General features: G+C 74.4%; 21 protein-coding genes. 15 read left to right on the forward strand and 6 right to left on the reverse strand.

The genetic code is table 11. The features are described from left to right. Nucleotides 1-133: 133 nt before the first annotated feature. The 4 genes from bioB to ACF1AL_RS05725 all read left to right on the forward strand — a co-directional run bounded on the left by bioB (nt 134) and on the right by ACF1AL_RS05725 (nt 4580). A complete protein-coding gene (bioB, locus tag ACF1AL_RS05710; RefSeq protein ID WP_391779042.1) occupies nt 134-1360 on the forward strand; it encodes a biotin synthase BioB in 1227 nt (408 codons plus the stop codon). Next, nucleotides 1353-2633 carry an adenosylmethionine--8-amino-7-oxononanoate transaminase gene (locus ACF1AL_RS05715; RefSeq protein ID WP_391779043.1) on the forward strand — a complete coding sequence of 427 codons (1281 nt, stop codon included), beginning with the start codon at nt 1353-1355 and terminating at the stop codon, nt 2631-2633. Before bioB ends, ACF1AL_RS05715 begins: the two co-directional genes overlap by 8 nt. A gap of 1 nt (nt 2634) precedes the next feature. Further along, entirely contained in the window at nt 2635-3351 is a 717-nt protein-coding gene (gene bioD / locus ACF1AL_RS05720) for a dethiobiotin synthase (protein WP_391659037.1), read from the forward strand. Nucleotides 3352-3899: 548 nt separating this feature from the next. Further along, nucleotides 3900-4580 (forward strand): class I SAM-dependent methyltransferase, encoded by a 681-nt coding sequence (locus tag ACF1AL_RS05725; RefSeq protein ID WP_391779044.1) that lies wholly within the window; start codon nt 3900-3902, stop codon nt 4578-4580. Nucleotide 4581: 1 nt separating this feature from the next. Here ACF1AL_RS05725 and ACF1AL_RS05730 read toward each other — a convergent pair whose 3' ends face one another. Together ACF1AL_RS05730 and ACF1AL_RS05735 are read right to left on the reverse strand one after the other, a co-directional pair. Next, nucleotides 4582-4956: a fic family toxin-antitoxin system, toxin component gene (locus ACF1AL_RS05730; protein ID WP_386420307.1), complete on the reverse strand. Its 375-nt coding sequence runs from the start codon at nt 4954-4956 to the stop codon at nt 4582-4584. A 4-nt stretch (nt 4957-4960) separates the two neighbouring features. Further along, nucleotides 4961-5248 carry an antitoxin gene (locus ACF1AL_RS05735; RefSeq protein ID WP_366840739.1) on the reverse strand — a complete coding sequence of 96 codons (288 nt, stop codon included), beginning with the start codon at nt 5246-5248 and terminating at the stop codon, nt 4961-4963. Between the two features lie 146 nt (nt 5249-5394). Between ACF1AL_RS05735 and ACF1AL_RS05740 the strand changes: the two genes are divergently transcribed. The 8 genes from ACF1AL_RS05740 (at nt 5395) to mug (ending at nt 15330) form a co-directional block, all read left to right on the forward strand. Next, nucleotides 5395-6267 carry an ABC transporter ATP-binding protein gene (locus tag ACF1AL_RS05740; protein ID WP_391696472.1) on the forward strand — a complete coding sequence of 291 codons (873 nt, stop codon included), beginning with the start codon at nt 5395-5397 and terminating at the stop codon, nt 6265-6267. A gap of 1 nt (nt 6268) precedes the next feature. Beyond that, nucleotides 6269-8836 carry an ABC transporter permease gene (locus tag ACF1AL_RS05745; protein ID WP_391696469.1) on the forward strand — a complete coding sequence of 856 codons (2568 nt, stop codon included), beginning with the start codon at nt 6269-6271 and terminating at the stop codon, nt 8834-8836. 221 nt (nt 8837-9057) lie between these two features. Beyond that, nucleotides 9058-9483, forward strand: a complete 426-nt coding sequence (locus tag ACF1AL_RS05750; protein WP_384209546.1) for a GNAT family N-acetyltransferase — start codon at nt 9058-9060, stop codon at nt 9481-9483. A gap of 143 nt (nt 9484-9626) precedes the next feature. Continuing rightward, entirely contained in the window at nt 9627-10955 is a 1329-nt protein-coding gene (locus ACF1AL_RS05755; RefSeq protein ID WP_391779045.1) for a hemolysin family protein, read from the forward strand. Beyond that, on the forward strand, nt 10952-11965 hold the full coding sequence (locus ACF1AL_RS05760; RefSeq protein ID WP_391779046.1) for a hemolysin family protein: 1014 nt from the start codon (nt 10952-10954) through the stop codon (nt 11963-11965). The genes ACF1AL_RS05755 and ACF1AL_RS05760 overlap by 4 nt, the downstream gene beginning before the upstream one ends. 148 nt (nt 11966-12113) lie before the next feature. Next, nucleotides 12114-12896, forward strand: coding sequence for an SGNH/GDSL hydrolase family protein (locus ACF1AL_RS05765; RefSeq protein ID WP_391779047.1), 783 nt, complete (start codon nt 12114-12116; stop codon nt 12894-12896). 431 nt (nt 12897-13327) lie between these two features. Beyond that, complete coding sequence (gene purB, locus ACF1AL_RS05770) at nt 13328-14770, forward strand: adenylosuccinate lyase (protein WP_366840746.1); 1443 nt, start codon at nt 13328-13330, stop codon at nt 14768-14770. A gap of 14 nt (nt 14771-14784) precedes the next feature. Beyond that, complete coding sequence (gene mug, locus ACF1AL_RS05775; RefSeq protein ID WP_391696463.1) at nt 14785-15330, forward strand: G/U mismatch-specific DNA glycosylase; 546 nt, start codon at nt 14785-14787, stop codon at nt 15328-15330. Between the two features lie 28 nt (nt 15331-15358). Here mug and ACF1AL_RS05780 read toward each other — a convergent pair whose 3' ends face one another. From ACF1AL_RS05780 to ACF1AL_RS05790, 3 genes are all read right to left on the reverse strand, one after another. Further along, nucleotides 15359-15805 (reverse strand): hypothetical protein, encoded by a 447-nt coding sequence (locus ACF1AL_RS05780; protein ID WP_391779048.1) that lies wholly within the window; start codon nt 15803-15805, stop codon nt 15359-15361. A 163-nt stretch (nt 15806-15968) separates the two neighbouring features. Then, nucleotides 15969-16694, reverse strand: a complete 726-nt coding sequence (locus ACF1AL_RS05785; protein WP_391779049.1) for an ABC transporter permease subunit — start codon at nt 16692-16694, stop codon at nt 15969-15971. Nucleotides 16695-16696: 2 nt separating this feature from the next. After that, nucleotides 16697-17617, reverse strand: a complete 921-nt coding sequence (locus ACF1AL_RS05790; RefSeq protein WP_391779050.1) for an ATP-binding cassette domain-containing protein — start codon at nt 17615-17617, stop codon at nt 16697-16699. A gap of 108 nt (nt 17618-17725) precedes the next feature. On the opposite strand from ACF1AL_RS05790, the gene ACF1AL_RS05795 reads away from it, so the two are divergent. From ACF1AL_RS05795 to ACF1AL_RS05805, 3 genes are all read left to right on the forward strand, one after another. Then, nucleotides 17726-18895 (forward strand): sensor histidine kinase, encoded by a 1170-nt coding sequence (locus ACF1AL_RS05795; RefSeq protein WP_391779051.1) that lies wholly within the window; start codon nt 17726-17728, stop codon nt 18893-18895. A 14-nt stretch (nt 18896-18909) separates the two neighbouring features. After that, on the forward strand, nt 18910-19572 hold the full coding sequence (locus ACF1AL_RS05800) for a response regulator transcription factor (protein WP_366840752.1): 663 nt from the start codon (nt 18910-18912) through the stop codon (nt 19570-19572). Between the two features lie 141 nt (nt 19573-19713). After that, a complete protein-coding gene (locus ACF1AL_RS05805) occupies nt 19714-20871 on the forward strand; it encodes an ROK family transcriptional regulator (RefSeq protein WP_391779052.1) in 1158 nt (385 codons plus the stop codon). Between the two features lie 275 nt (nt 20872-21146). Here the strand turns inward: ACF1AL_RS05805 and ACF1AL_RS05810 are convergent, their stop codons facing one another. Further along, a complete protein-coding gene (locus ACF1AL_RS05810; RefSeq protein WP_391779053.1) occupies nt 21147-21908 on the reverse strand; it encodes a GntR family transcriptional regulator in 762 nt (253 codons plus the stop codon). Nucleotides 21909-21941 lie beyond the last annotated feature (33 nt).

Below are 21941 nucleotides of genomic sequence, written 5' to 3' on the forward strand. Positions count from 1 at the left end.
TTTGTAGGCAGTGGACAGACACTAGCGGGACCGTTCGCACCGAAGAATGTGGCAATACCCACACCCGGGAGTACGTCTCCTTGTTGGACGTCACATTGGCCAGAGCCATGCCCGTAGGACAGGATCAGCTCTCATGGACCTGCTGAACACGCTGGTGGACAAGGGACTGCGGCGCGAGCTGCCGACGCGCGAGGAAGCCCTCGCCGTCCTCGCCACGTCCGACGACGAACTGCTCGATGTGGTGGCCGCGGCCGGCAAGGTACGCCGGCACTGGTTCGGCCGACGGGTGAAACTCAACTATCTGGTCAACCTCAAGTCCGGCCTGTGCCCCGAGGACTGCTCCTACTGCTCGCAGCGCCTGGGCTCCAAGGCCGACATCCTCAAGTACACCTGGCTCAAGCCCGACGAGGCCTCCCAGGCCGCCGCCGCAGGACTCGCCGGCGGCGCCAAGCGGGTCTGCCTGGTCGCCAGCGGCCGCGGCCCCACCGACCGCGACGTCGACCGCGTCTCCGAGACCATCAAGGCGATCAAGGAACAGAACGAGGGCGTCGAGGTGTGCGCCTGCCTCGGTCTGCTCTCCGACGGCCAGGCCGAGCGGCTGCGCGAAGCCGGCGCCGACGCCTACAACCACAACCTCAACACCTCCGAAGGCACCTACGCCGACATCACCACCACCCACACCTACGCCGACCGCGTCGACACCGTCACCAAGGCCCACGCCGCCGGACTGTCCGCCTGCTCCGGCCTCATCGCCGGCATGGGCGAAAGCGACGAGGACCTCGTCGACGTGGTCTTCTCCCTGCGCGAACTCGACCCGGACTCCGTCCCGGTCAACTTCCTCATCCCCTTCGAGGGCACCCCGCTGGCCAAGGAGTGGAACCTCACCCCGCAGCGCTGCCTGCGCATCCTGGCCATGGTCCGCTTCGTCTGCCCCGACGTCGAGGTCCGCATCGCCGGCGGCCGCGAGGTCCACCTGCGCACCATGCAGCCCCTCGCCCTGCACCTGGCCAACTCCATCTTCCTCGGCGACTACCTCACCAGCGAGGGCCAGGCCGGCAAGGCCGACCTGGAGATGATCGCCGACGCCGGCTTCGAGGTCGAAGGCGCCGGCGAGGTCACCCTGCCCGAACACCGCGCGAACACGGCCGGCGGCTGCGGATCGCACGCCTCCACCGGCGGCTGCGGCTCGCACGAGGGCGCCGAGGACTGCGGCTCGCACGCCACGGCCGGTGGCTGCGGTTCGCACGAGGGCGGCGTCTGCGGTACGGCCGCCCCGGTGCCGGCGGCCGGTGAGCCCCGTACGGACCTGGTCGCCGTGCGCCGGCGCGGCGCGGGAACGGACCTCGCGCCCAATGCCTGACCTGAACGTGCCCGAGCTGCTGGACCTGGACCGGCGGCATGTGTGGCACCCGTACGGCCCGATGCCGGGGCAGGCCGAACCGCTCGTCGTGGAGGCGGCGAGCGGGGTCCGGCTGAAGCTCGCGGACGGCTCGGGTGAACTGGTCGACGGCATGTCGTCGTGGTGGTCGGCCATCCACGGCTACAACCACCCGGCGCTCAACGAGGCCGCGACCGAGCAGCTGGGCCGGATGAGCCATGTGATGTTCGGCGGGCTCACCCACGAACCCGCCGTCCGGCTGGCGAAACTGCTGGTCGACATCACGCCCGAGGGTCTCGAGCACGTCTTCCTCGCCGACTCCGGTTCGGTGTCGGTCGAGGTCGCGGCCAAGATGTGCCTGCAGTACTGGCGCTCGCTGGGCCGGCCGGGCAAGCAGCGGCTGATGACCTGGCGGGGCGGCTACCACGGCGACACCTGGACACCGATGTCGGTGTGCGACCCCGAGGGCGGCATGCACGAGCTGTGGTCCGGCGTGCTCCCGCGCCAGGTCTTCGCCGACGCGCCGCCCGCGCACTACGACGAGGCGTACGCCGAGCATCTGCGCGCGACGGTGGAGCGGCACGCCGATGAGCTCGCCGCCGTCATCGTCGAGCCGGTGGTGCAGGGCGCGGGCGGGATGCGGTTCCACTCCCCCGCGTATCTGCGGGTGCTGCGCGAGGCGTGCAACGCGCACGACGTGCTGCTGGTGTTCGACGAGATCGCGACCGGGTTCGGCCGCACGGGCGCGCTCTTCGCCGCGGAGCACGCGGCCGTGACGCCGGACGTGATGTGCCTGGGCAAGGCGCTGACCGGTGGTTATCTGACGATGGCGGCGACGCTGTGCACCGCGCGCGTGGCGGACGGGATCTCGCGGGGCGAGGTGCCGGTGCTGGCGCACGGGCCGACGTTCATGGGCAACCCGCTCGCCGCGTCCGTCGCGCTCGCCTCGATCGGGCTGCTGCTCGGGCAGGACTGGCTCGCCGAGGTCAAGCGGATCGAGTCGGGACTGCGCGAGGGGCTGGCCCCGGCGGCCGGGCTGCCGGGCGTCAGGGACGTCCGCGTCCTCGGCGCGATCGGGGTCGTCCAGCTGGACCACCCCGTCGACATGGCCGCCGCGACCCGCGCCGCGGTGCGCGAGGGTGTCTGGCTGCGGCCGTTCCGCGACCTGGTGTACACGATGCCGCCGTACGTCACCTCGGACGTGGACGTGGCACGGATCGCCCGCGCGGTGTGCGCGGCGGCTCGGGAGGGATGACATGCCGGTACTGGTGATCACGGGCACCAACACGGACGTCGGCAAGACGGTCGTGACCGCGGCGGTGGCGACGGCCGCGCTCGCGGCGGGCCGTTCGGTGGCCGTGCTGAAGCCCGCGCAGACCGGCGAGGAGCCGGGCGCGCCCGGCGACGCCGGCACGGTGGCCCGCCTCGCGGGCCCGGTCACGACGGCCGAACTCGCGCGCTATCCGGAGCCGTTGGCGCCGGCCACCGCGGCGCGGCGGGCCGGCCGGGCGCCGGTGCATCCGCACGAGATCGCCGAGGCGGCGGCCAAGCTGGCCACCGAGCACGATCTGGTGCTGGTGGAGGGTGCGGGCGGGCTGCTGGTGCGATTCGACGCGGCGGGCGGCACGCTCGCCGACGCGGCGGGCCTGCTGCGCGCTCCGGTGCTGCTCGTCGCCTCCCCGGCGCTCGGCACGCTGAACATCGTGGAGCTGAGCGCGCGCGAACTGCGCTCCCGCGGCGTGGAGTTGCTCGGCCTGGTGCTGGGCAGCTGGCCGCGCGAGGCCGACCTCGCGATGCGCTGCAACCTGGAGGACCTGCCGGCGGTCTCCGGAGCGCCCCTCCTCGGCGCCGTACCGGAGGGCGCGGGCGCCCTCGCCCCGCCGGACTTCCGCACGGCGGCCCCCGGCTGGCTGGCCCCCCGCCTGGACGGCACCTGGGACGCGGAGGCCTTCCGGGTACGCGAGGCGCCGTGAGCCGACCGGCTCTTGCGGGCCCGCGGTCGTCCTGAGCCGGCCAACGGGCTCTTGCGGGCCCGCGGTCGTCCTGAGCCTGGGGCGGTCGCGGGGCGCCGGGCCCCGGCACCCACGGCCGACCGCGGGGCCGACACCCGCAGCGGTCCTGAGCCTGGGGACTTCGCCGGGCGCCCGGCCGTCCGCCGGGGCCCGGCACCACACTGACCACCACGGCTGAGCGCAGGGCCGGGACAGCGGAACCGGTCACGGGACGCGGTCCTGCCGCGAGCCGGCGCTGCCGCCGGCCGAGGCCGCCGCGACCAGGACCCGTCCCGCATCCGGGCCCGCACCGGGCCGGGGTGCCCTGAGCCACCGGCCCTTCGGGGCCCGCGGCTGCTTCGAGCCGGCGCCCCGCATGTCGCGCCACCGTGGGTTCAGGGCCGCCCTGGGGCCACGGCGGCCCACCGCCCACGGCAGCCGCGCACGCGTTCTCCCGGCGTCTTGAGGGGTGTCGCCGTGCTCGGCGGGGGAGAATCGGCGTAAGGCCGGTCCGTCGAGGGAGGTCTCCCATGCCGCTGCGGTCCACGAGTTCCGGCAAAGTGGCACCGGACGCCGTGCACCATCCGCTGTTCGCCCGTTACTACGCCCGGGTGAGCGTCACCCTGGAGTCCCGGGCCGGCATGGCCGCGATCCGGCGGCGGATGCTGGCCGGGCTGTCGGGACGGGTGATCGAGATCGGCGCGGGCAACGGGCTGAACTTCGCCCAGTACCCGGGCGAGGTCGCCGAGGTCGTCGCCATCGAACCGGAGCGCTCCCTGCGGGAGTTGGCCCGCCAGGCCGCGTTGCGCGCGGACGTGCCGGTCGACGTGGCGCCGGGCGCTGCGGAGGCGCTGCCGGTCAAGAGCGAGGCGTTCGACGCGGCGGTCGTCTCCCTGGTGCTGTGCAGCGTGCGGGACGTGCCGCGCGCCCTCGCCGAGGTGCGGCGGGTGCTGCGCCCGGGCGGGGTCGTGCGCTTCTTCGAGCACGGCGCCGGCGGGGGTACGGCGATGCGGTTCGCCCAGCGGGCCCTGGACCGCACGGTGTGGCCCGCGCTGAACGGCGGCTGCCACGTCGCGCGCGATCCGGTGGCCGCCCTGCGCGCGGCCGGGTTCGAACTCGGCCCCTACCGGCAGGTGCTGATGCCGGAGAACGGCCCGCGCACGCCCGCCTCCTACTGTGTGCTGGGCACCGCCTGGCGCCCGGCCGACTGACTCAGGCGCTCCACTGCCGCAGCTCGGCCGCGATGTCGTCCAGCGACGCCTCGCCGCTCTTGACCAGCCGGGCCAGTTCACGGACCTGCTCGGGCGAGGTGACGACCTTCAGCCCGCTCGCGACCAGGTAGGCGTAGGCCACGGCGCAGGCGAACAGCGCGTTGGAGCGCTCCAGCGCCGGCACGTGGATCAGCAACTGCAGCAGGGCGGCGGCGCGGTCGTGCGGGGTGGCGTAGACGGGGACGTCGAATATCTCGGCCTGGTGGCGGGCGACGGCGGCGATCAGGGCACCCCAGTCGGTGACCTGGGGGTCTCCCGGCGTCTGCTGCTCGGCGAGCATGAGCAGCCAGGCGAGGTCGATGCGGAGGCTGCTCAAGGGCTCAGCGACGCCCTTCCCGCGCGCGCTCCGGCGCGCCGTCCCCGGCCTGGTCCCCGACGCGGCCCCGCCCGCCCTCGCGGTCGGTGCCGAACTCCTCGGCGAAGACCGACTCGTAGCTCTTCATGAAGTCGGCGGCGGCCTCGACGAACGTGCGCCCCGCCTCGCCCGCGTCCTGTCTGACCAGCTCCTCGATGTAGCGGTTGACGCTCATGCCGCGGGCCAGCGCGCGCTCCCGGGCCGCGCGGGCGGTGTCCTCGTCCACGCGCACGTTCAGCTGGGTCTTCGCCATACCTCGACGCTAGCGCTCAGGTGCTAGCACCGGCAAGGGCGCGCGGGAGGCGCGCCGTGTGTCGCGTGTGCGCCGGGTCACATTACGCTCGGCCGGGGACGACCGTCCGGGCCGTACGCACGCCCGGGGCCCCCGAGGAGGCAGCCGTGTCCGAAACCGCCGCCGCGCGCACGCCGGCCAGCGCCCCGCCCGACGGGGCCGCGGCCCGCGCCCGCGGGCTGACCAAGGCCTACGGCCAGGGCGAGACGGCCGTGCTCGCGCTGGACGCGGTCGACGTGGACATCGCCCGCGGCCGCTTCACCGCCGTGATGGGCCCCTCCGGCTCCGGCAAATCCACGCTGATGCACTGCCTGGCGGGTCTGGACTCCGTCTCGGCCGGTCAGGTGTGGCTGGGCGACACCGAGATCACCGGCCTGCGCGACCGGGAGCTGACCCGGCTGCGGCGGGACCGGATCGGGTTCATGTTCCAGTCGTTCAACCTGATCCCGACGCTGAACGCGCTGGAGAACATCACCCTGCCGATGGACATCGCGGGCCGCAGGCCGGACCGGGAGTGGCTGGACCGGGTCGTCGGCACGCTCGGCCTGCGCGACCGGCTCACCCACCGGCCCGCGCAGCTGTCCGGCGGCCAGCAGCAGCGCGTCGCGTGCGCCCGGGCGCTGGTCTCCCGGCCCGAGCTGATCTTCGCGGACGAGCCGACCGGGAACCTCGACTCGCGGGCCGGGCTGGAGGTGCTGGGCTTCCTGCGCGAGGCCGTCGACTCCCTCGGGCAGACGGTCGTCATGGTGACCCACGACCCGGGCGCGGCCGCCCACTCCGACGTGGTGCTGTTCCTGGCCGACGGGCGGATCGTCGACCGGATGGAGCATCCGTCGGCGGAGGCGGTGCTGGAGCGGATGCGCCTGTTCACCGGCGCCTCCCCCGGCAGCGGCTCCCCCGCAAACGTCACTGGCGGCTCCCCCGAGGGCGCCGGGTCCGACGCGCCCGGCGGTGCGGCCCCGCGGCCCGAGGAGGGCTGAGGTGCTCCGAGCGACCCTGCGCAGCTTCCTCGCCCACAAGGGCCGCCTGCTGCTGTCCGCTCTGGCGGTCGTGCTGTCGGTGGCGTTCGTCGCGGGCAGCCTGATCTTCTCCGACACGGTCACCCGCACCTTCGACCGGCTCTTCGCCTCCACCGCCGCCGACGTCACCGTCTCGCCGAAGCAGGACCTGCGTTCGTCGGTGCAGAGCGGCGCCGTGCAGACCCTGCCGGCCTCGCTCGCCGCCCGTGCGGCACGGGCCGCCGGCGCCGCCTCCGCCCACGCCGACGTCAGCGTGCAGAACATCACCGTCGTCGACAGCAGACGTCAGTCGGTCAGCCCGACCACCGGCGCGCCCACCCTCGCGCGGGACTGGCGCGTCACCGACCGCAGCCCCGTGGAGCTGACCAGCGGGCACGCCCCGCACGGCCCGCACGAAGCGCTGCTGGACGCCGACACCGCCCGCAAGAAGCACGTACGGATCGGCGACACCCTGACGGTCCTCGCCCAGCCGGGCACCTTCACGGTCCGCGTGAGCGGCATCGCCACGTTCACGACCACCAACCCGGGCTCGGCCCTGGTCTACCTCGACCCGGCGCAGGCGGCCCGCCTGCTGCTCGGCTCGGCCGACCGCGCCACGGCGATCTCGGTCACGGCGGCACCGGGCGTCGCCGACGAGGCGCTCAAGCGCCAGGTCGCCGCGGCGCTCGGCGGCGGGCCGTACGAGCTGAGGACGGCCGGTGAGCAGGCGAAGTCGGCGGCGCAGCAGCTCGGCACCTTCCTCAAGGTCATCAAGTACGTCATGGTCGGCTTCGCCGGGATCGCCGTCCTCGTGGGCGTGTTCCTGATCGTCAACACCTTCTCGATGCTGATCGCGCAGCGCACCCGCGAGCTGGGGCTGCTGCGCGCCCTGGGCGCGGACCGGCGGCAGGTGCGCCGCTCGGTGCTCACCGAGGCCGTGCTGCTGGGCCTGGTGGGCTCCACGCTGGGCCTGGCGGCCGGGATCGGGCTCGCGGCCGGGCTGATCCACCTCATGGGCGCGTTCGGGATGAACCTGAACGCGGCGGAGATGGCCATCGGCTGGGTCCCGCCGGTGACGGCCTACGCCGTCGGGATCGGCGTCACGTTCGTCGCCGCCTACCTCCCGGCCCGGCGCGCCGCCGCGGTCTCCCCGATGGCGGCGCTGCAGGACGCCGAGATCGCCGGGGTGGGCCGGCCGCTGCGGGCACGGGCGATCGCGGGCGCCGTCGTGGGAGCGCTGGGCGCGGCGGCGCTCGCGGGCTGCGCGGCGGCGTCCCGGACGGCGACGGCGGCCTCGCTGCTCGGCGCGGGCGTGGTCCTCACGCTGATCGCGACGGTGGTCGCGGGGCCGCTGCTGGTGCGCCCGGTGATCCGGGTGCTCGGCGCCGCCTTCCCGGCCGTCTTCGGCCCGGTCGGCCGGATGAGCCAGCGCAACGCCCTGCGCAACCCACGCCGTACCGGGGCCACCGCGGCCGCCCTGATGGTCGGGCTCGCCCTGGTCGGCGGCATGTCGGTGGCGAGCGCGTCGATGTCCCGGTCGTTCGACGAGCGGATCGACAAGACGCTCGGCGCGGACTTCGTGGTGCAGAGCGGCCGGTACGCGGCGTTCTCCCAGGACGTCACGGCCCAGGTGCGGGGCACACGGGGGGTGGGTCTGGTGGTACGGCAGCGGTTCACGCCGCTCGCCGTGCGGCTGCCGGACGGCCGGCGGGTGGAGACGACAGCCTCGGGCTACGGTCCGCGCCTCGACGACGTCGCCCATGTGACCTACGCGGCGGGCGGCACGGCGGCCGCGCTGGCGCCCGGCGGGATCGGCATGGACGCCGGCTTCGCCCGCGACCACCGCGTGCGGCTGGGCAGCGTGGTGCCGGTGGAGTTCCCGGGTGGGCGCAGCGCCGCGCTGCGAGTCGGGGCGCTCACCGAGCAGGACCAGTCCGACGGCTTCGGCATGCGCGGCGGACTGTTCCTCGGGCTCGGCACGGTCGAGAAGTACGTGCCCGGCGGGCAGGACGCGGCGCTGTACGTCAACGCCGCCCCCGGCACGCGTCCCGACGTGCTGCGCTCCCGGCTGGAGCGGGCCCTCGCGCCGTACCCGCAGGTGCAGGTGCGCAACCAGGCGGACTACAAGAAGCTCGTCCACGACCAGATCGCCGTACTGCTGTACCTCGTGTACGCGCTGCTCGGGCTGGCGATCGTCATCGCGGTGCTCGGTGTGGTGAACACGCTCGCCCTGTCGGTGGTGGAGCGGACCCGAGAGATCGGGCTGCTGCGGGCGATCGGGCTGAGCCGGCGTCAGCTGCGGCGGATGATCCGGCTGGAGTCGGTGGTGATCGCCGTGTTCGGCGCGGTCCTGGGCCTCGGGCTGGGGCTGGTGTGGGGGGTGTGCATGCAGCGGGTGCTGGCGTTGCAGGGCATGAAGGCGCTCGCGGTGCCGTGGTCGACGATCGTCGCGGTGGTGATCGGCTCGGCGGTCGTGGGGGTGGTGGCGGCGCTGCTGCCCGCGTTGCGTGCCTCGCGGATGAACGTCCTGGCGGCGATCGCGCACGAGTGAGGGCGATCGCTTGCGTGTGAAGGAACCGGGCGCCGAGCGCGCCCGCCCGGGGCCGGTCGGTCGCGGTGGAGGGGCCCTCGCCGCGGTGGGGCCCTCGCCGCGGTGGGGACCCTCGCGGCGGTGGGGGCCTTCGACGCGGTGGGGGCCCGGCCGCGCGGGCGATGACCGTCCGGATGGTGGAATTCCCGGCCCCGGCGCGCCGCGCGTGATGTGATCACCGCATGTCTGATCTGCGGATACGGGCCGCGGGGCCCGAGGACCTGGACACCGTGCTGGCCTTCTGGAAGACCGCCGCCGAGGGCACCAGCATCAGCGACGACCGGGACGGCGTGGAGCGACTGGTCGCCCGCGACCCGGAAGCGCTGATCCTGGCCGAGCAGGACGGCGAGCTGGTCGGCACGGTGATCGCGGGCTTCGACGGCTGGCGGTGCCATCTGTACCGGCTCGCGGTGCACCCCGGGCGGCGCCGCCGGGGCATCGGCTCCGCGCTGCTGGCGGCGGCCGAGGAGCGGTTCGCGGCGCTGGGCGGACGGCGGGCGGACGCGATGGTCCTCGTGCGCAACGAGACCGCCCATCGGGCCTGGGGAGCGGCCGGGTACGCACCCGAGGAGCACTGGCGGCGCTGGGTCAAGCCCCTGCCCTCCTGACCTTCTTTGCCCATCCTTTACTATTGGAGGGCCACCCGTACCTCCATGAAAGGTTGTGAGCGTCCGCCCATGGGCGAGCCTCCCAGTAGCCGACATCGCGCGATCCTCCCGGCCCTGTCCGACCATGGGACGGAGGTGACCCGATGATCGAAGTGCTTCTGCTGCTCGTGGCCGTGGTGCTCTCGCTCGCCTGCGGCGCCTTCGTCGCGGCCGAGTTCTCCCTGACCACCGTCGAGCGCAGCGAGCTGGAACGGGCGGTGGAGCGCGGCGAGCGGGGTGCCGCCGGCGCCCTGAAGGCCGTACGGAATCTCACCTTCCAGCTTTCCGGCGCCCAGCTCGGCATCACCGTCACCAACCTGGTCGTCGGTATGCTCGCCGAGCCCTCCATCGCCAAGCTGCTCGCCGGTCCGATGCAGGCGCTCGGCCTGTCCCGGCAGGCGGCGAGCTCGGTCGCGCTCGTGGTGGGCACCGCCCTGTCCACCGTGTTCCTGATGGTCGTCGGCGAGCTGGTGCCCAAGAACTGGGCGATCTCCGCGCCGCTGGCCATGGCCAAGCGGGTGGGCACCCCGCAGCGCTTGTTCAGCGCCGCGTTCCGCCCGTTCATCACCCATCTGAACAACACGGCCAACCGCGTGGTGCGCCGCTTCGGCATCGAGCCGGCCGAGGAGCTGGCCTCCGCGCGCGGACCGCAGGAGCTGGCCGCGCTGGCCCGGCACTCCGCCAAGGAGGGCGCCCTGGAGCCGGACACGGCCGAGCTGTTCGTGCGCACGCTCAACCTCGCCGATCTCACCGCGGAGAACGTGATGACGCCGCGCGTGCAGGTCATCGCCCTGGAAGCGCAGGCCACCTGCGAGGACGTGGCGAACGCGACGCGCGCGACCGGCCTGTCCCGCTTCCCGGTCTACCGCGGCAGCCTCGACTCCGTCGTCGGCACCGCGCACGTCAAGGACGTCCTGGCGGTCCCGGCCGAGCGGCGCGCGCGGGTGCCGGTGTCGGAGCTGATGCGCGAGCCGCTGCTCGTGCCCGAGTCGCTGACCGTGGACCGGCTGCTGGACCGGCTGTCCGGCAAGCGGACGATGGCCGTCGTCATCGACGAGTACGGCGGCACGGCGGGCGTGGCGACGCTGGAGGACATCGTCGAGGAGGTCGTCGGCGAGGTCCGCGACGAGCACGACCCGCACGAGACGCCCGACCTCGCCCCGGCCGGCACCGACGAGGACGGCCGCGCGGTGTACTCCGCGGACGGCGCCGCCCGCATCGACCAGCTGGCCCGGGTGGGCCTGAAGGCGCCGGACGGGCCCTACGAGACGCTGGCCGGCCTGGTCGCCACCGAGCTGGGCCGCATACCGGCCGTCGGCGACATCGTGCACGTCGCCGGATGGCGCATGGACGTGGTGGACGCCTCCGGGCGCCGGGCGGCGCGGGTGCTGCTGCACGCGCCGCTGGACGACGAGAAGGAGGTGCCGCTGTGACCGCGGTGCAGTTGCTGATCGGCCTGGCCACACTGGTCGTCAACGCCTTCTTCGTCGGCGCCGAGTTCGCGCTGATCTCCGTACGGCGGTCGCAGATCGAACCGCACGCGGAGGCCGGTGACCGGCGCGCCAAGAGCGTGCTGTGGGGTCTGCAGCACGTCTCCGCGCTGCTGGCCGCCGCGCAGCTCGGCATCACGCTGTGCACGCTGGTGCTGGGTGTGGTCGCCGAGCCGGCGATCGCGCACCTGCTGGAGCCGGTGTTCCATGCGCTGGGCGTGCCGCAGGGCGCGGGCCACGTGGTGTCCTTCGTGATCGCGCTGTCCCTCGCGACGTATCTGCACATGCTGCTCGGCGAGATGGTGCCGAAGAACATCTCGCTGGCCGAACCGGTGCGCAGCGCGCTGCTGCTCGGCCCGCCGCTGGTCGCGCTGGCCAGGGCGCTGAAGCCGGTGATCTTCGCGATCAATGCCTTCGCGAACGCGCTGCTGAAGCTGATGCGCGTCGAGACCAAGGACGAGGTGACGGCCACCTTCTCGGACTCCGAGCTGGCGCAGATCGTCAAGGACGCCGGTGAGGCCGGGCTGATCGACGACCGTGCCCGGGAGCGGCTGCACGACGCGCTGGAGCTGGGCAGCCGGCCGGTGCGGGACGTGGTCTTGCCGCTGGAACGGATCGTCTACGCGCGCGTGGGCGTCACACCGGAGCAGCTGGAGCGGCTGTCGGCGCAGTCCGGGTTCTCCCGTTTCCCGGTCGTGGACGAGGGGCGGCGGATCGTCGGCTATCTGCACGTCAAGGACGCGCTGGACGCCTCGCCGCGGGACATGCCGTTCCGGCTGCGGGACATGCGCTCCATCGCGCGCGTACGGGAGACGACGCCGCTGGACGACGTGCTCACCGCCATGCGGGGCAGCCGGACGCACCTGGCGGCGGTGCTCGGCTCGGACGGCCGGCTGGCGGGCCTGGTGACGATGGAGGACGTGCTGCGGGAGCTGTTCGGGCAGCGCGCCTGACCCGGCCGGCGGGGCCCGGGCAGCGGGCCCGGGCCCGTGGGCGGTTGCCAAGTCCCGCGCCCCGTGCGACGGAGCCCGGCCGGCGGAGCCACCCGGGGGAGGGCGACCGACCGTTGGGTATGCGGCGCGGGTTACCATCGCTGACGCCATGGACACGAACCCCGCGTACACCAGCCTGGTCGCCGTCGGCGACTCCTTCACCGAAGGCATGTCGGACCTGATGCCCGACGGCTCCTACCGCGGCTGGGCCGACCTCCTCGCGGCCCGGATGGCCGCGCGCACGCCCGGCTTCCGGTACGCCAACCTGGCCGTGCGCGGCAAGCTCATCGGGCAGATCGTCGAGGAGCAGGTGGGCGTGGCCGCCGCGATGGGCGCCGATGTGATCACCCTGGTCGGCGGCCTGAACGACACCCTGCGGCCCAAGTGCGACATGGGGCGGGTCAAGGGCCTGCTGACCGAGGCGGTGGAGCGGCTGGCGCCGTCCTGCAAGCAGCTGGTGCTGATGCGCAGCCCCGGCCGCCAGGGCCCGGTGCTGGAGCGCTTCCGGCCGCGCATGGAGGAGCTGTTCGCCTGCGTCGACGAGCTGGCCGCCCGGCACGGCGCGGTCGTCGTCGACCTGTACGGGGCACCCGGGCTCTCCGATCCGCGCATGTGGGACGTCGACCGGCTGCACCTGACCCCCGAGGGGCACCGGCGGGTCGCGGAGGCCGTGTGGCAGGCCCTCGGCCACGAGGCGGAGGACCCCGACTGGCACGCCCCGCTGCCCGCGGCGCTCCCGCCGGGCTGGGTCGCCCGCCGCATCGCCGACGCCCGCTTCACCAAGCAGCACCTGCTGCCCTGGATAGGCCGCCGCCTCACCGGCCGCTCCTCAGGCGACGGCCGCCCACCCAAACGCCCGGACCTCCTCCCGTACGAGACGCCGGGGGCGTAGCCGGGGGGACGCGGGCCGCAGGCGGTCGTGCCCCCTGGGCGACTGAGCGCTCGGCGGCGGGGCGGCGGGCCACCCGGCATCGGCGCACCCGCAGACCCGAGCGGCCGGGGGCCCGACGGACCGGGAAGGCAGGCGGGCGGTCGGCCCGGACCGGCAGCCAGGCGGTCTCACGGGCGACGACAGGCGGTCTCGCGGGTCGGCGGCCGGCAGGCGCCGCAGGGCCGACGGCAGGCGGGCCGCAGGGCCGGCCTCCGGTCCGAAGGTGCCGGCACACCCGCCCGCGCGGCGGTCCGCGAGCGTCGTGAGCAGCGCGGGGGCAGGTCGGGGCCGGGTGTCGGGTGGCGCGTGGCGTGCGTGACCGGCGTCTCGTAGGTTCCGCCGAAGGCAGCCGCGGCGCTGGCCTGCAGGAATCGCCAGTAGAATCTGGACACGTGACTTCTGCGCCCGCCAAGCCCCGCATCCCCAACGTCCTCGCCGGACGCTACGCCTCCGCCGAGCTCGCCACGCTCTGGTCGCCCGAGCAGAAGGTGAAGCTGGAGCGTCAGCTCTGGCTCGCCGTGCTGCGCGCCCAGAAGGACCTCGGGATCGAGGTCCCGGACGAGGCGATCGCCGACTACGAGCGTGTCCTCGACACCGTCGACCTGGTCTCCATCGCCGAGCGCGAGAAGGTCACCCGACACGACGTGAAGGCCCGTATCGAGGAGTTCAACGACCTCGCCGGGCACGAGCACGTGCACAAGGGCATGACGTCCCGCGACCTCACCGAGAACGTCGAGCAGCTGCAGATCCGGCTCTCGCTGGAGCTGATGCGCGACCGCACGGTGGCGGTGCTGGCGCGCCTGGGCAAGCTGGCCGGCGAGTACGGCGAGCTGGTCATGGCCGGCCGCTCCCACAACGTCGCCGCCCAGGCCACCACCCTCGGCAAGCGTTTCGCGACCGCCGCCGACGAGCTGCTCGTCGCCCACGGCCGCGTCGAGGAGCTGCTGGGCCGCTACCCGCTGCGCGGCATCAAGGGTCCGGTGGGCACCGCCCAGGACATGCTGGACCTGCTGGGCGGCGACGCCGCGAAGCTGGCCGAGCTGGAGAACCGGATCGCCGGTCACCTCGGCTTCTCCCAGGCCTTCACCTCCGTCGGCCAGGTCTACCCGCGCTCGCTGGACTACGAGGTCGTCACCGCGCTGGTGCAGCTGGCGGCCGCCCCGTCGTCGCTGGCCAAGACGATCCGCCTGATGGCCGGGCACGAGCTGGTCACCGAGGGCTTCAAGCCGGGCCAGGTCGGCTCCTCCGCGATGCCGCACAAGATGAACACCCGCTCCTGCGAGCGCGTCAACGGCCTGATGGTCATCCTGCGCGGCTACGCCTCGATGACCGGCGAGCTGGCCGGCGACCAGTGGAACGAGGGCGACGTGTCCTGCTCCGTGGTGCGCCGCGTCGCGCTGCCGGACGCCTTCTTCGCCCTGGACGGCCTGCTGGAGACCTTCCTGACCGTCCTGGACGAGTTCGGCGCCTTCCCGGCGGTCGTGGCCCGCGAACTGGACCGCTACCTGCCGTTCCTCGCGACGACCAAGGTGCTGATGGGCGCGGTGCGTGCGGGTGTCGGCCGGGAGGTCGCGCACGAGGCGATCAAGGAGAACGCCGTCGCCACCGCCCTCGCGATGCGCGAGCAGGGCGCCGAGCGCAACGACCTGCTGGACAAGCTCGCCGCCGACGAGCGCCTGCCGCTGGACCGCGAGCAGCTGGCGGCCCTGATGGCCGACAAGCTGTCCTTCACGGGCGCCGCCGCCGACCAGGTCACCACGGTCGTCGGCCGCATCGAGGAGATCGTCAAGCAGCACCCCGAGGCCGCGGGCTACACGCCCGGCGCGATCCTCTGACGCCGCATCACGCGATGCCCCGTTTCACTCAGGCGGAGCTGGAGGCCGCCCGCGACCGCGTCGTACCGGACGTGGTCGCGGACGGTCTCCGCGTGCTGTTCTGCGGGATCAACCCGGGGCTGATGACGGCCGCGACGGGCCATCATTTCGCCCGTCCGGGCAACCGCTTCTGGCCGGTGCTGCACCTGTCCGGCTTCACTCCCCGGCTGCTGGCCCCCGCCGAGCAGCAGGAACTCCTCGGCTACGGCCTCGGCATCACCAACGTGGTGGCGCGGCCCACGGCCCGGGCCGACGAACTGAGCGCCGAGGAGTACCGCGAGGGCGGCCGGCTGCTGACCGCCAAGGTCGAGCGGCTGCGGCCGCGCTGGCTGGCCGTCGTCGGCGTGACCGCCTACCGGGTGGCCTTCGACGACCGCACGGCGCGGGTGGGGCCGCAGGAGCGCACGATCGGTGACACGCGGGTGTGGGTGCTGCCGAACCCGAGCGGGCTGAACGCGCACTGGACCGCGGCGACCATGGCCGAGGAGTACGCCCGGCTGCGCCGGGCCGCCGAGGAGTGACCGGACCGGGCCGCCGGGAAGCAGCCGGTCAGGGCGGGTCGATGTCGGTGACGACGGCGAGCAGCTGGATCTCGTCGTGCGCGTCCCGGTCGGCCACCCCGAGGGCGATCCAGCGGCCCGTGTCGTCCGGGTCCCACAGCTCCAGCTCCTCCACCCTCACGCTGACCGTGCCCCAGGGCTCCGGTATCTCCTCCCCCCGTCCGGCCCGCAGGCGCAGGCCCTGGGTGCCCCAGGGCCGCTGATGCGCTCCCCTGCGCCGGTCCAGTGCGCGGGCGACGGCGTCCTTCAGGGCGTGGAAGTCCGCCGCCGCCGGCTCCCGCTCCCCCGGGTCCCCCTCCCGCAGCCCGTGGCTGGTCGCCAGCTCCGCTATGAACCAGCCCGGCCCGGCCGTGCCCACGTCCGTCGGGCCGCGCTGCCCCGGAAACGCCCGGGAGCACAGCTGGTCGATCACGGCGAGATGCTGCGCGCTGTCCATGTGATCCAGTAAAGCGGCCCCCACTGACAATTGGCGGGGCGTCAGGCCGGGACTGGAAGCGCCCCACCTCAGGTGACCGGGACCGCACGCTCCGAGCCCCGGTCACGCGGGCCGGACCTTCCCCGCTCAAGCGTCCCTGCACGACACGCTCCACGCTCCCCTCTCAGGCGTCCCTGCGCAGCACGCTCCACGCTCCCGCCCCCAGCGCGGCCGCCGTCCACGCGGCGGTCACCGCGAGCCCAGGCCAGGGGCCGAGCAGGCCGTCGGGGTTCTCGTGCAGGACGGCCTGCCCGGCGCGGTCGGGCAGGAGGTCGGCGACACCGCCGGACATGTCGCCGACGACGAACGAGACGAGCAGAAGGAACGGCACGAGGATGCTCAGGGTCGCGACCCCGCTGCGCAGCACCGCCGTGAGCCCGGCGGCGAACAGCGCCATGAGCATCAGATAGACGCCGCAGCCCACCACCGCGCGCAGTTGACCGCCCCTCGACAGGCCGGCCGCCTCGTCGCCGAGGACCGCACGGCCCACCGCCAGCGTGACCAGGCCCGTGACCAGGCCGACGGCCAGCGCGGGGACGGCCACCGCCGTGGCCTTCGCGGCGAACCAGTGGCCCCGTCGCGGCACGGCCGTCAGAGAGACCCGCAGCGCGCCGCCGTGGAACTCCGCCGCCACGGCCGTCGTACCGAAGGCGATGGCGGCGATCTGACCGAAGCTGACGCCGAAGAAGGCCGAGAAGAGGGGGTCGAAGTCCGCGCCGTCACCGGTGTCGAGCGAGGCGAGCGCGGAGAAGGCGGCGGTGGCGGCGAGCATCGCGCACAGGCTCACCAGCTGCGAGCGCAGCGTACGGATCTTGATCCACTCGGAGTGGAGGACGGCGGTGAACGCCATGGTCAGACCTCCTGACGGGTCGCGGTGAACTCGGCTTCGGCCGCCGTGAGGTCGAGGTAGGCCTGTTCCAGCGTGCCCTCCTCGGCGGCCAGTTCGAGGAGGGGGACGCCCGCGGCGGACAGGATCCGTCCGATCTCCTCCACGCGCGCGTGCGGCACGCTCCACACCCCGTCGTCCGTCTCGGTGGCCTCGTGGCCGTGCCGGGCGAGCGCCTCCTTCAGGGCGGCGGTGTCGGTGGTGCGCACCCGCACGCGGGGCTGCACGCGCGCGTCGATGAACGCGCGCATCGGCAGGTCGGCGAGCAGTCGCCCGCGGCCGAGCACCAGCAGATGGTCGGCGAAGGAGGCCGTCTCGTTCATCAGATGGCTGGAGACCAGGACGGTGCGTCCCTCGTCGGCGAGCCGGCGCAGCAGGTGGCGGATCCAGACGATGCCCTCCGGGTCGAGGCCGTTGGCGGGCTCGTCGAGCATCACCACGGGCGGGTCTCCGAGCAGTGCCGCGGCGATGCCGAGGCGCTGACGCATGCCCAGGGAGTACGTCTTCACCCTGCGGTGGGCGACCGGGGCGAGGCCGGTCTGCTCCAGCACCTCCTCCACCCGGCGCGGCGCGATGCGGTTGCTCACCGCGAGGGCGAGCAGGTGGGCGCGGGCGGTGCGGGCGCCGTGCGCGGCCTGCGCGTCCAGCAGCGCACCGACCTCGCGCAGCGGTTCGCCGAGGGAGCCGTAGGGGCGGCCGCCGACGGTCGCGGTGCCGGCGGTGGGCCGGTCCAGGCCGAGCACGAGGCGCATGGTGGTGGACTTGCCGGCGCCGTTGGGGCCCAGGAAGCCGGTCACACGGCCGGGTTCGACGCGGAAGGTGAGCTGGTCGACGGCGCGCCGGGAGCCGTACTCCTTGGTGAGGTCGTGGACGTCGATGCGGGTCATGCCGCTCAATCTGGCCGGTGGCGGGGGTCGTTCTCCTCCCCCGCCGGTGGAGAGCCCCTCCCCCGTGCGGGGGAGCCGGTTGTCGGTGGCGGCTGGCACGATGACCGAATGATCCGCTTGCTGCGCCCGTTCGCGCGGGCCGTCACGTACACGCGATGGCTGCATCTGTTCATGGCCGTCGTGTGGCCGGCGATGTGGCTGTTCATCGATCAGGCGTGGTGGACCCCGGCGACGGCGGCGGTGGTGCTCGGCCTGTCGGGTCTGCTGCCCGCGATGCGGACCGTGGAGGGGCTGCAGGCACGGCTGTTGCTGCTCGGCCGCCGCCGGGACGGCGAGGCCCCGCTGATCGTCACCGAGCCGTCGGCGACATGGGCCGACCGCGGGCGGATCGTGCTGTGGCTGGAGGTCCGGCTGGTGCTGGGCGCCCTGGTCTCCCATCTGACCTTCCAACTGCCCCTGGTCACCCTGGATCTGGTGCAGGCCGCGCTGGGGAGCCGGCCGGCGGGCGGCGCGTGGCTGTCCGTAACCGGCCATCACTGGTGGTACGCCGTCCTCGCCCCGTTGCCGTTGCTCCTGATGGCGGCCGTCGGGTGGGCCGGCGGGGAGCTGATCACCCGGATCGCGCTGCGGCTGCTGGGGCCCTCCCCGACCGAGCGGCTCGCGGCGCTGGAGGAGCGCACCGAGCAGCTGCTGGAGCGCAACCGCATCGCCCGCGAACTGCACGACTCCATCGGGCACGCGCTGACGGTGGCGGTCGTGCAGGCGGGCGCGGCCCGGGCCGCGGGCGATCCGCAGTTCACGGACCGCGCGCTGGCGGCGATCGAGGAGACCGGCCGGGCCGCGCTGGAGGACCTGGAGCGGGTGCTGGGCGTGTTGCGGGAGGCCGAGCGGCCGGTGAGCGGCCGGCCCACGCTCGCCGACGCCGGCCGGCTGCTGGAGTCCGCGCGGGCCTCGGGCGCCGAGGTCGACGCCGAGCTGAGCGGCCCGCTGGAGAGCGTGCCCGGGCCGGTCTCCCGCGAGGGCTACCGCATGCTGCAGGAGTCGCTGACCAACGTGCTGCGGCACGCGGGCGCGGTGCCGGTGCGGGTGCGCGTCGCGGCGGACGACGGCCGGCTGGTGCTGGAGGTGCGCAATCCCCTGCCCGGCGCGATCCCCGGGCCCGGCCGCGGCAGCGGGCTGCGCGGCATCCGCGAACGCGCGTCCCTGCTCGGCGGCCGGGCGCACACGGGACCGGACGCCGGCGACTGGCACGTGCACGTCGAGCTGCCGGTGAGATGATCTACGCTGGCCGGATGCCGGTCAGCGTTCTCCTCGTCGACGACGAACCCCTGGTCCGCGCGGGCCTGCGGGCGGTGCTGCAGGCGCAGCCGGACATCGAGGTCGTCGGGGAGGCGGCCGACGGCGCCGCGGTCATCCCGCTGGTGCGGCGGCTGCGGCCCGACGTGGTCGCCATGGACGTACGGATGCCGCTGATGGACGGCATCGAGGCGACGCGCGCGCTGCTGCGCACGGTGGCCGACCCGCCGAAGATCCTCGTGGTGACGACGTTCGAGAACGACGAGTACGTGTACGGCGCACTGCGCGCGGGCGCCGACGGGTTCCTGCTGAAGCGGGCCCGCCCCGCGGAGATCGTGCACGCCGTGCGGCTCGTGGCCGAGGGCGAGTCGCTGCTCTTCCCGGCATCGGTGCGGCAGCTGGCCGCGACCTACGGCGACAGCGGCGGCAACCGGGCCGCCCGCGCGGCGCTGGAGCGGGCCCGCCTGACCGACCGGGAGGGCGAGGTGCTGCGGCTGATGGCCCGTGGGATGTCGAACGCGGAGATCGCCGCGCGGCTCGTCGTGGGCACCGAGACGGTCAAGTCGCATGTGAGCGCCGTCCTGGCCAAGCTCGGGGCGCGCGACCGCACGCAGGCGGTGATCGCGGCCTACGAGTCGGGGTTCGTCACGCCGGGCTGAGCGCGACGCCGGCCGCCGGGAGTGCGGCTGCTCCGCTCGCCTCGCGTCGCCGGGCGGGGCGCGGGGCCGCCCGGCACTCGCCGGTGCCGGGCGCGCCGAGTACGATCCGGCCAACACGCGCACGAGCTGGGAGGACGGACGGTGGGGCGGCTGACCGGCGGGGATCCCTCGCTGCTGCGAAGGATCAATTCCGCGGTGGTGCTGCACGCGCTGCGGGCCACGGACTGCGCGACGCTGACGGAGGTCACCCGGGTGACCGGGCTGTCCCGGCCGACCGTCGAGGGCGTCGTGGACGATCTCATCCAGGCCGGACTGGTCGTCGAGCAGGCGGCCGAGGAGGGCACGGCCCGGCGGCAGGGCCGCCCCGCCCGGAGGTTCCGCTTCCGCGCGGAGGCCGGGCATCTGCTGGGCCTGGAGATCGGCGCGCACCGGGTGGCCGCGCTGCTCGCGGACCTGGACGGGCGGGTGCTGGGCGCGCAGGCCAAGGACATCGAGGAGACGGCCGGGGCCGACGAGCGGCTGGAGCGGCTGCGCACCGCGGTGGCCGAGCTGCTGCGCCGCGCCGGGGTGCCGCGCAGTTCGCTGCGCGCGGTCGGGGTGGCCACGCCCGGGATCGTGGAGGCGGACGGGACGGTACGGCTGGGCACCGCGCTGCCCGGGTGGACGGGGCTGCGGCTGGGTGAGCGGCTGAGCCGTTCCTTCAAGTGCCCGGTGCTGGTGGAGAACGACGCGAACGCGGCGGCGGTGGCCGAGCACTGGAAGGGCGCCGCCACCGAGTCGGACGACATCGTGTTCGTGCTGGCGGGGCTGAGCCCGGGCGCCGGTTCGCTGATCGGCGGGCGGCTGCACCGTGGTTTCGGGGGCGCGGCCGGCGAGATCGGCGCGCTGCACCTGCTGGGGCGCGAGGCCACCCCGGAGACGCTGCTGTCGACGACGGACGAGCCCCTGCATCCGCTGGACGAGCAGGCCGTGGCCCGGGTGTTCACCAAGGCCCGCGAGGGCGATCAGCGGGCCCGGGCCGCCGTGGACCGCTTCATCCAGCGGCTGGTGCACGACGTGGCCGCGCTGGTGCTGGCGCTCGACCCGGAGCTGGTCGTCATCGGGGGCTGGGCGGCCGGCCTGGACGGCGTCCTCGCCCCGCTGAGCCGGGAGCTGGCCCGCTACTGCCTGCGGCCGCCGAAGGTGACGCTGTCCCTGCTCGGCGAGGCCGCGGTGGCGACGGGCGCGCTGCGGCTGGCGCTGGACCACGTCGAGGAGCAGCTCTTCGCGGTGGAGGGCACGGTGACGGCCCGCCGGTGACCCGGCCTCGCGGCTCGGCGGAGGCGGGTGCCGGAGTGGGACGGCGGCCTCGCGCCGCCCGCGCCATCCATAGGTGAGGCGGCCGTTCGGGGGGCGTGCCGCAGCCGGCCTCGCGACTCGACCGGGCCCGACAGGCAGCCGGCCGCACGGCAAGCGCACGCCCGGCACCGGCCGCGCGATCCCGGACCGCGCCGAGCCGCAGACGCCCGCACGGGTTCCGTCCCGACGCCAGCGCTCGCGGCCCCCGCCGAACCCCCGGACAGGGAACCGTCAGGTCAGGACGCCCGGCGCTCCGGGTCGTGGTGGATCTCCACGCCGCCCGAGTCGCCGAAGGTGAGCCGGCAGGTGTCGGCGCGGTAGGTGGCGACGGACAGCGCGGCGGTGCGGCCCTCCGTGAAGTACCGCGTGGTGACGAGGAGGACGGGCGCCCCCGGCAGCCGGTCCAGCGCCTTGGCGTCCTCGGCGCTGGCGGAGCCTAGTTCGACGGCGCGGTCCTGCCCGGCCGCCGCCAGCCGCTGCAGCTCGCGCAGCACGGCACGCGCGCGGGCCGGCCCGGACGGGGCGTCGATGCCGGAGAGCTCGGGCACGGAGGCCTGCGGGACGTAGAGCAGTTCGGCGGCGACCGCCTGACCGTGGTTCACCCGGGTGCGGCGCACGATGTGCACCGCCTCCTCGCGGGCGGTCTCCAGGGCGTCGGCGACCGCGGCGGGCGGCGTGGCCGTCGCGCAGTCCAGGGGCTGCCAGTCGTCATCTCCGGCGCTGGGCCAGGCGTGCGACTCGGTGCCGACGGCCACGCCCATGCGGGGCGGCGCGACGGTGGTGCCCACTCCGCGGCGGCGCTGGAGCCGGCCTTCCAGTTCGAGCTGTTCCAGGGCCTGGCGGAGGGTGGCCCGGGCGACGCCGAAACGGGCGGCGAGCTCACGCTCGTTCGGCAGGATCTCCCCGACCGCGAACTCGGAGTCCAGCGCTTCGGTGAGCACGGTCTTGAGGTGCCAGTACTTGGGTTCCGGCACCGTCTCCAGCTGCGTGGTCCCCACCCTGTCCTCCGCGTTGCCCGGTCCGGCGGCGTT

The sequence above is a fragment of the Streptomyces sp. NPDC014801 genome (genome assembly GCF_043082085.1).
Lineage (GTDB): Bacteria > Actinomycetota > Actinomycetes > Streptomycetales > Streptomycetaceae > Streptomyces.

Excerpts from the sequence above, each read along its gene's own strand:
- ACF1AL_RS05790 (WP_391779050.1), bottom strand. The coding sequence starts at position 17,617 with ATGACCCGCATCGACGTCCACGACCTCACCAAGGAGTACGGCTCCCGG.
- ACF1AL_RS05780 (WP_391779048.1), bottom strand. The coding sequence starts at position 15,805 with ATGGACAGCGCGCAGCATCTCGCCGTGATCGACCAGCTGTGCTCCCGG.
- ACF1AL_RS05795 (WP_391779051.1), top strand. The coding sequence starts at position 17,726 with ATGATCCGCTTGCTGCGCCCGTTCGCGCGGGCCGTCACGTACACGCGA.
- mug (WP_391696463.1), top strand. The coding sequence starts at position 14,785 with ATGCCCCGTTTCACTCAGGCGGAGCTGGAGGCCGCCCGCGACCGCGTC.
- bioD (WP_391659037.1), top strand. The coding sequence starts at position 2,635 with ATGCCGGTACTGGTGATCACGGGCACCAACACGGACGTCGGCAAGACG.
- ACF1AL_RS05725 (WP_391779044.1), top strand. The coding sequence starts at position 3,900 with ATGCCGCTGCGGTCCACGAGTTCCGGCAAAGTGGCACCGGACGCCGTG.
- ACF1AL_RS05735 (WP_366840739.1), bottom strand. The coding sequence starts at position 5,248 with ATGGCGAAGACCCAGCTGAACGTGCGCGTGGACGAGGACACCGCCCGC.
- ACF1AL_RS05800 (WP_366840752.1), top strand. The coding sequence starts at position 18,910 with ATGCCGGTCAGCGTTCTCCTCGTCGACGACGAACCCCTGGTCCGCGCG.
- ACF1AL_RS05750 (WP_384209546.1), top strand. The coding sequence starts at position 9,058 with ATGTCTGATCTGCGGATACGGGCCGCGGGGCCCGAGGACCTGGACACC.
- ACF1AL_RS05755 (WP_391779045.1), top strand. The coding sequence starts at position 9,627 with ATGATCGAAGTGCTTCTGCTGCTCGTGGCCGTGGTGCTCTCGCTCGCC.
- ACF1AL_RS05715 (WP_391779043.1), top strand. The coding sequence starts at position 1,353 with ATGCCTGACCTGAACGTGCCCGAGCTGCTGGACCTGGACCGGCGGCAT.
- ACF1AL_RS05765 (WP_391779047.1), top strand. The coding sequence starts at position 12,114 with ATGGACACGAACCCCGCGTACACCAGCCTGGTCGCCGTCGGCGACTCC.
- bioB (WP_391779042.1), top strand. The coding sequence starts at position 134 with ATGGACCTGCTGAACACGCTGGTGGACAAGGGACTGCGGCGCGAGCTG.
- ACF1AL_RS05785 (WP_391779049.1), bottom strand. The coding sequence starts at position 16,694 with ATGGCGTTCACCGCCGTCCTCCACTCCGAGTGGATCAAGATCCGTACG.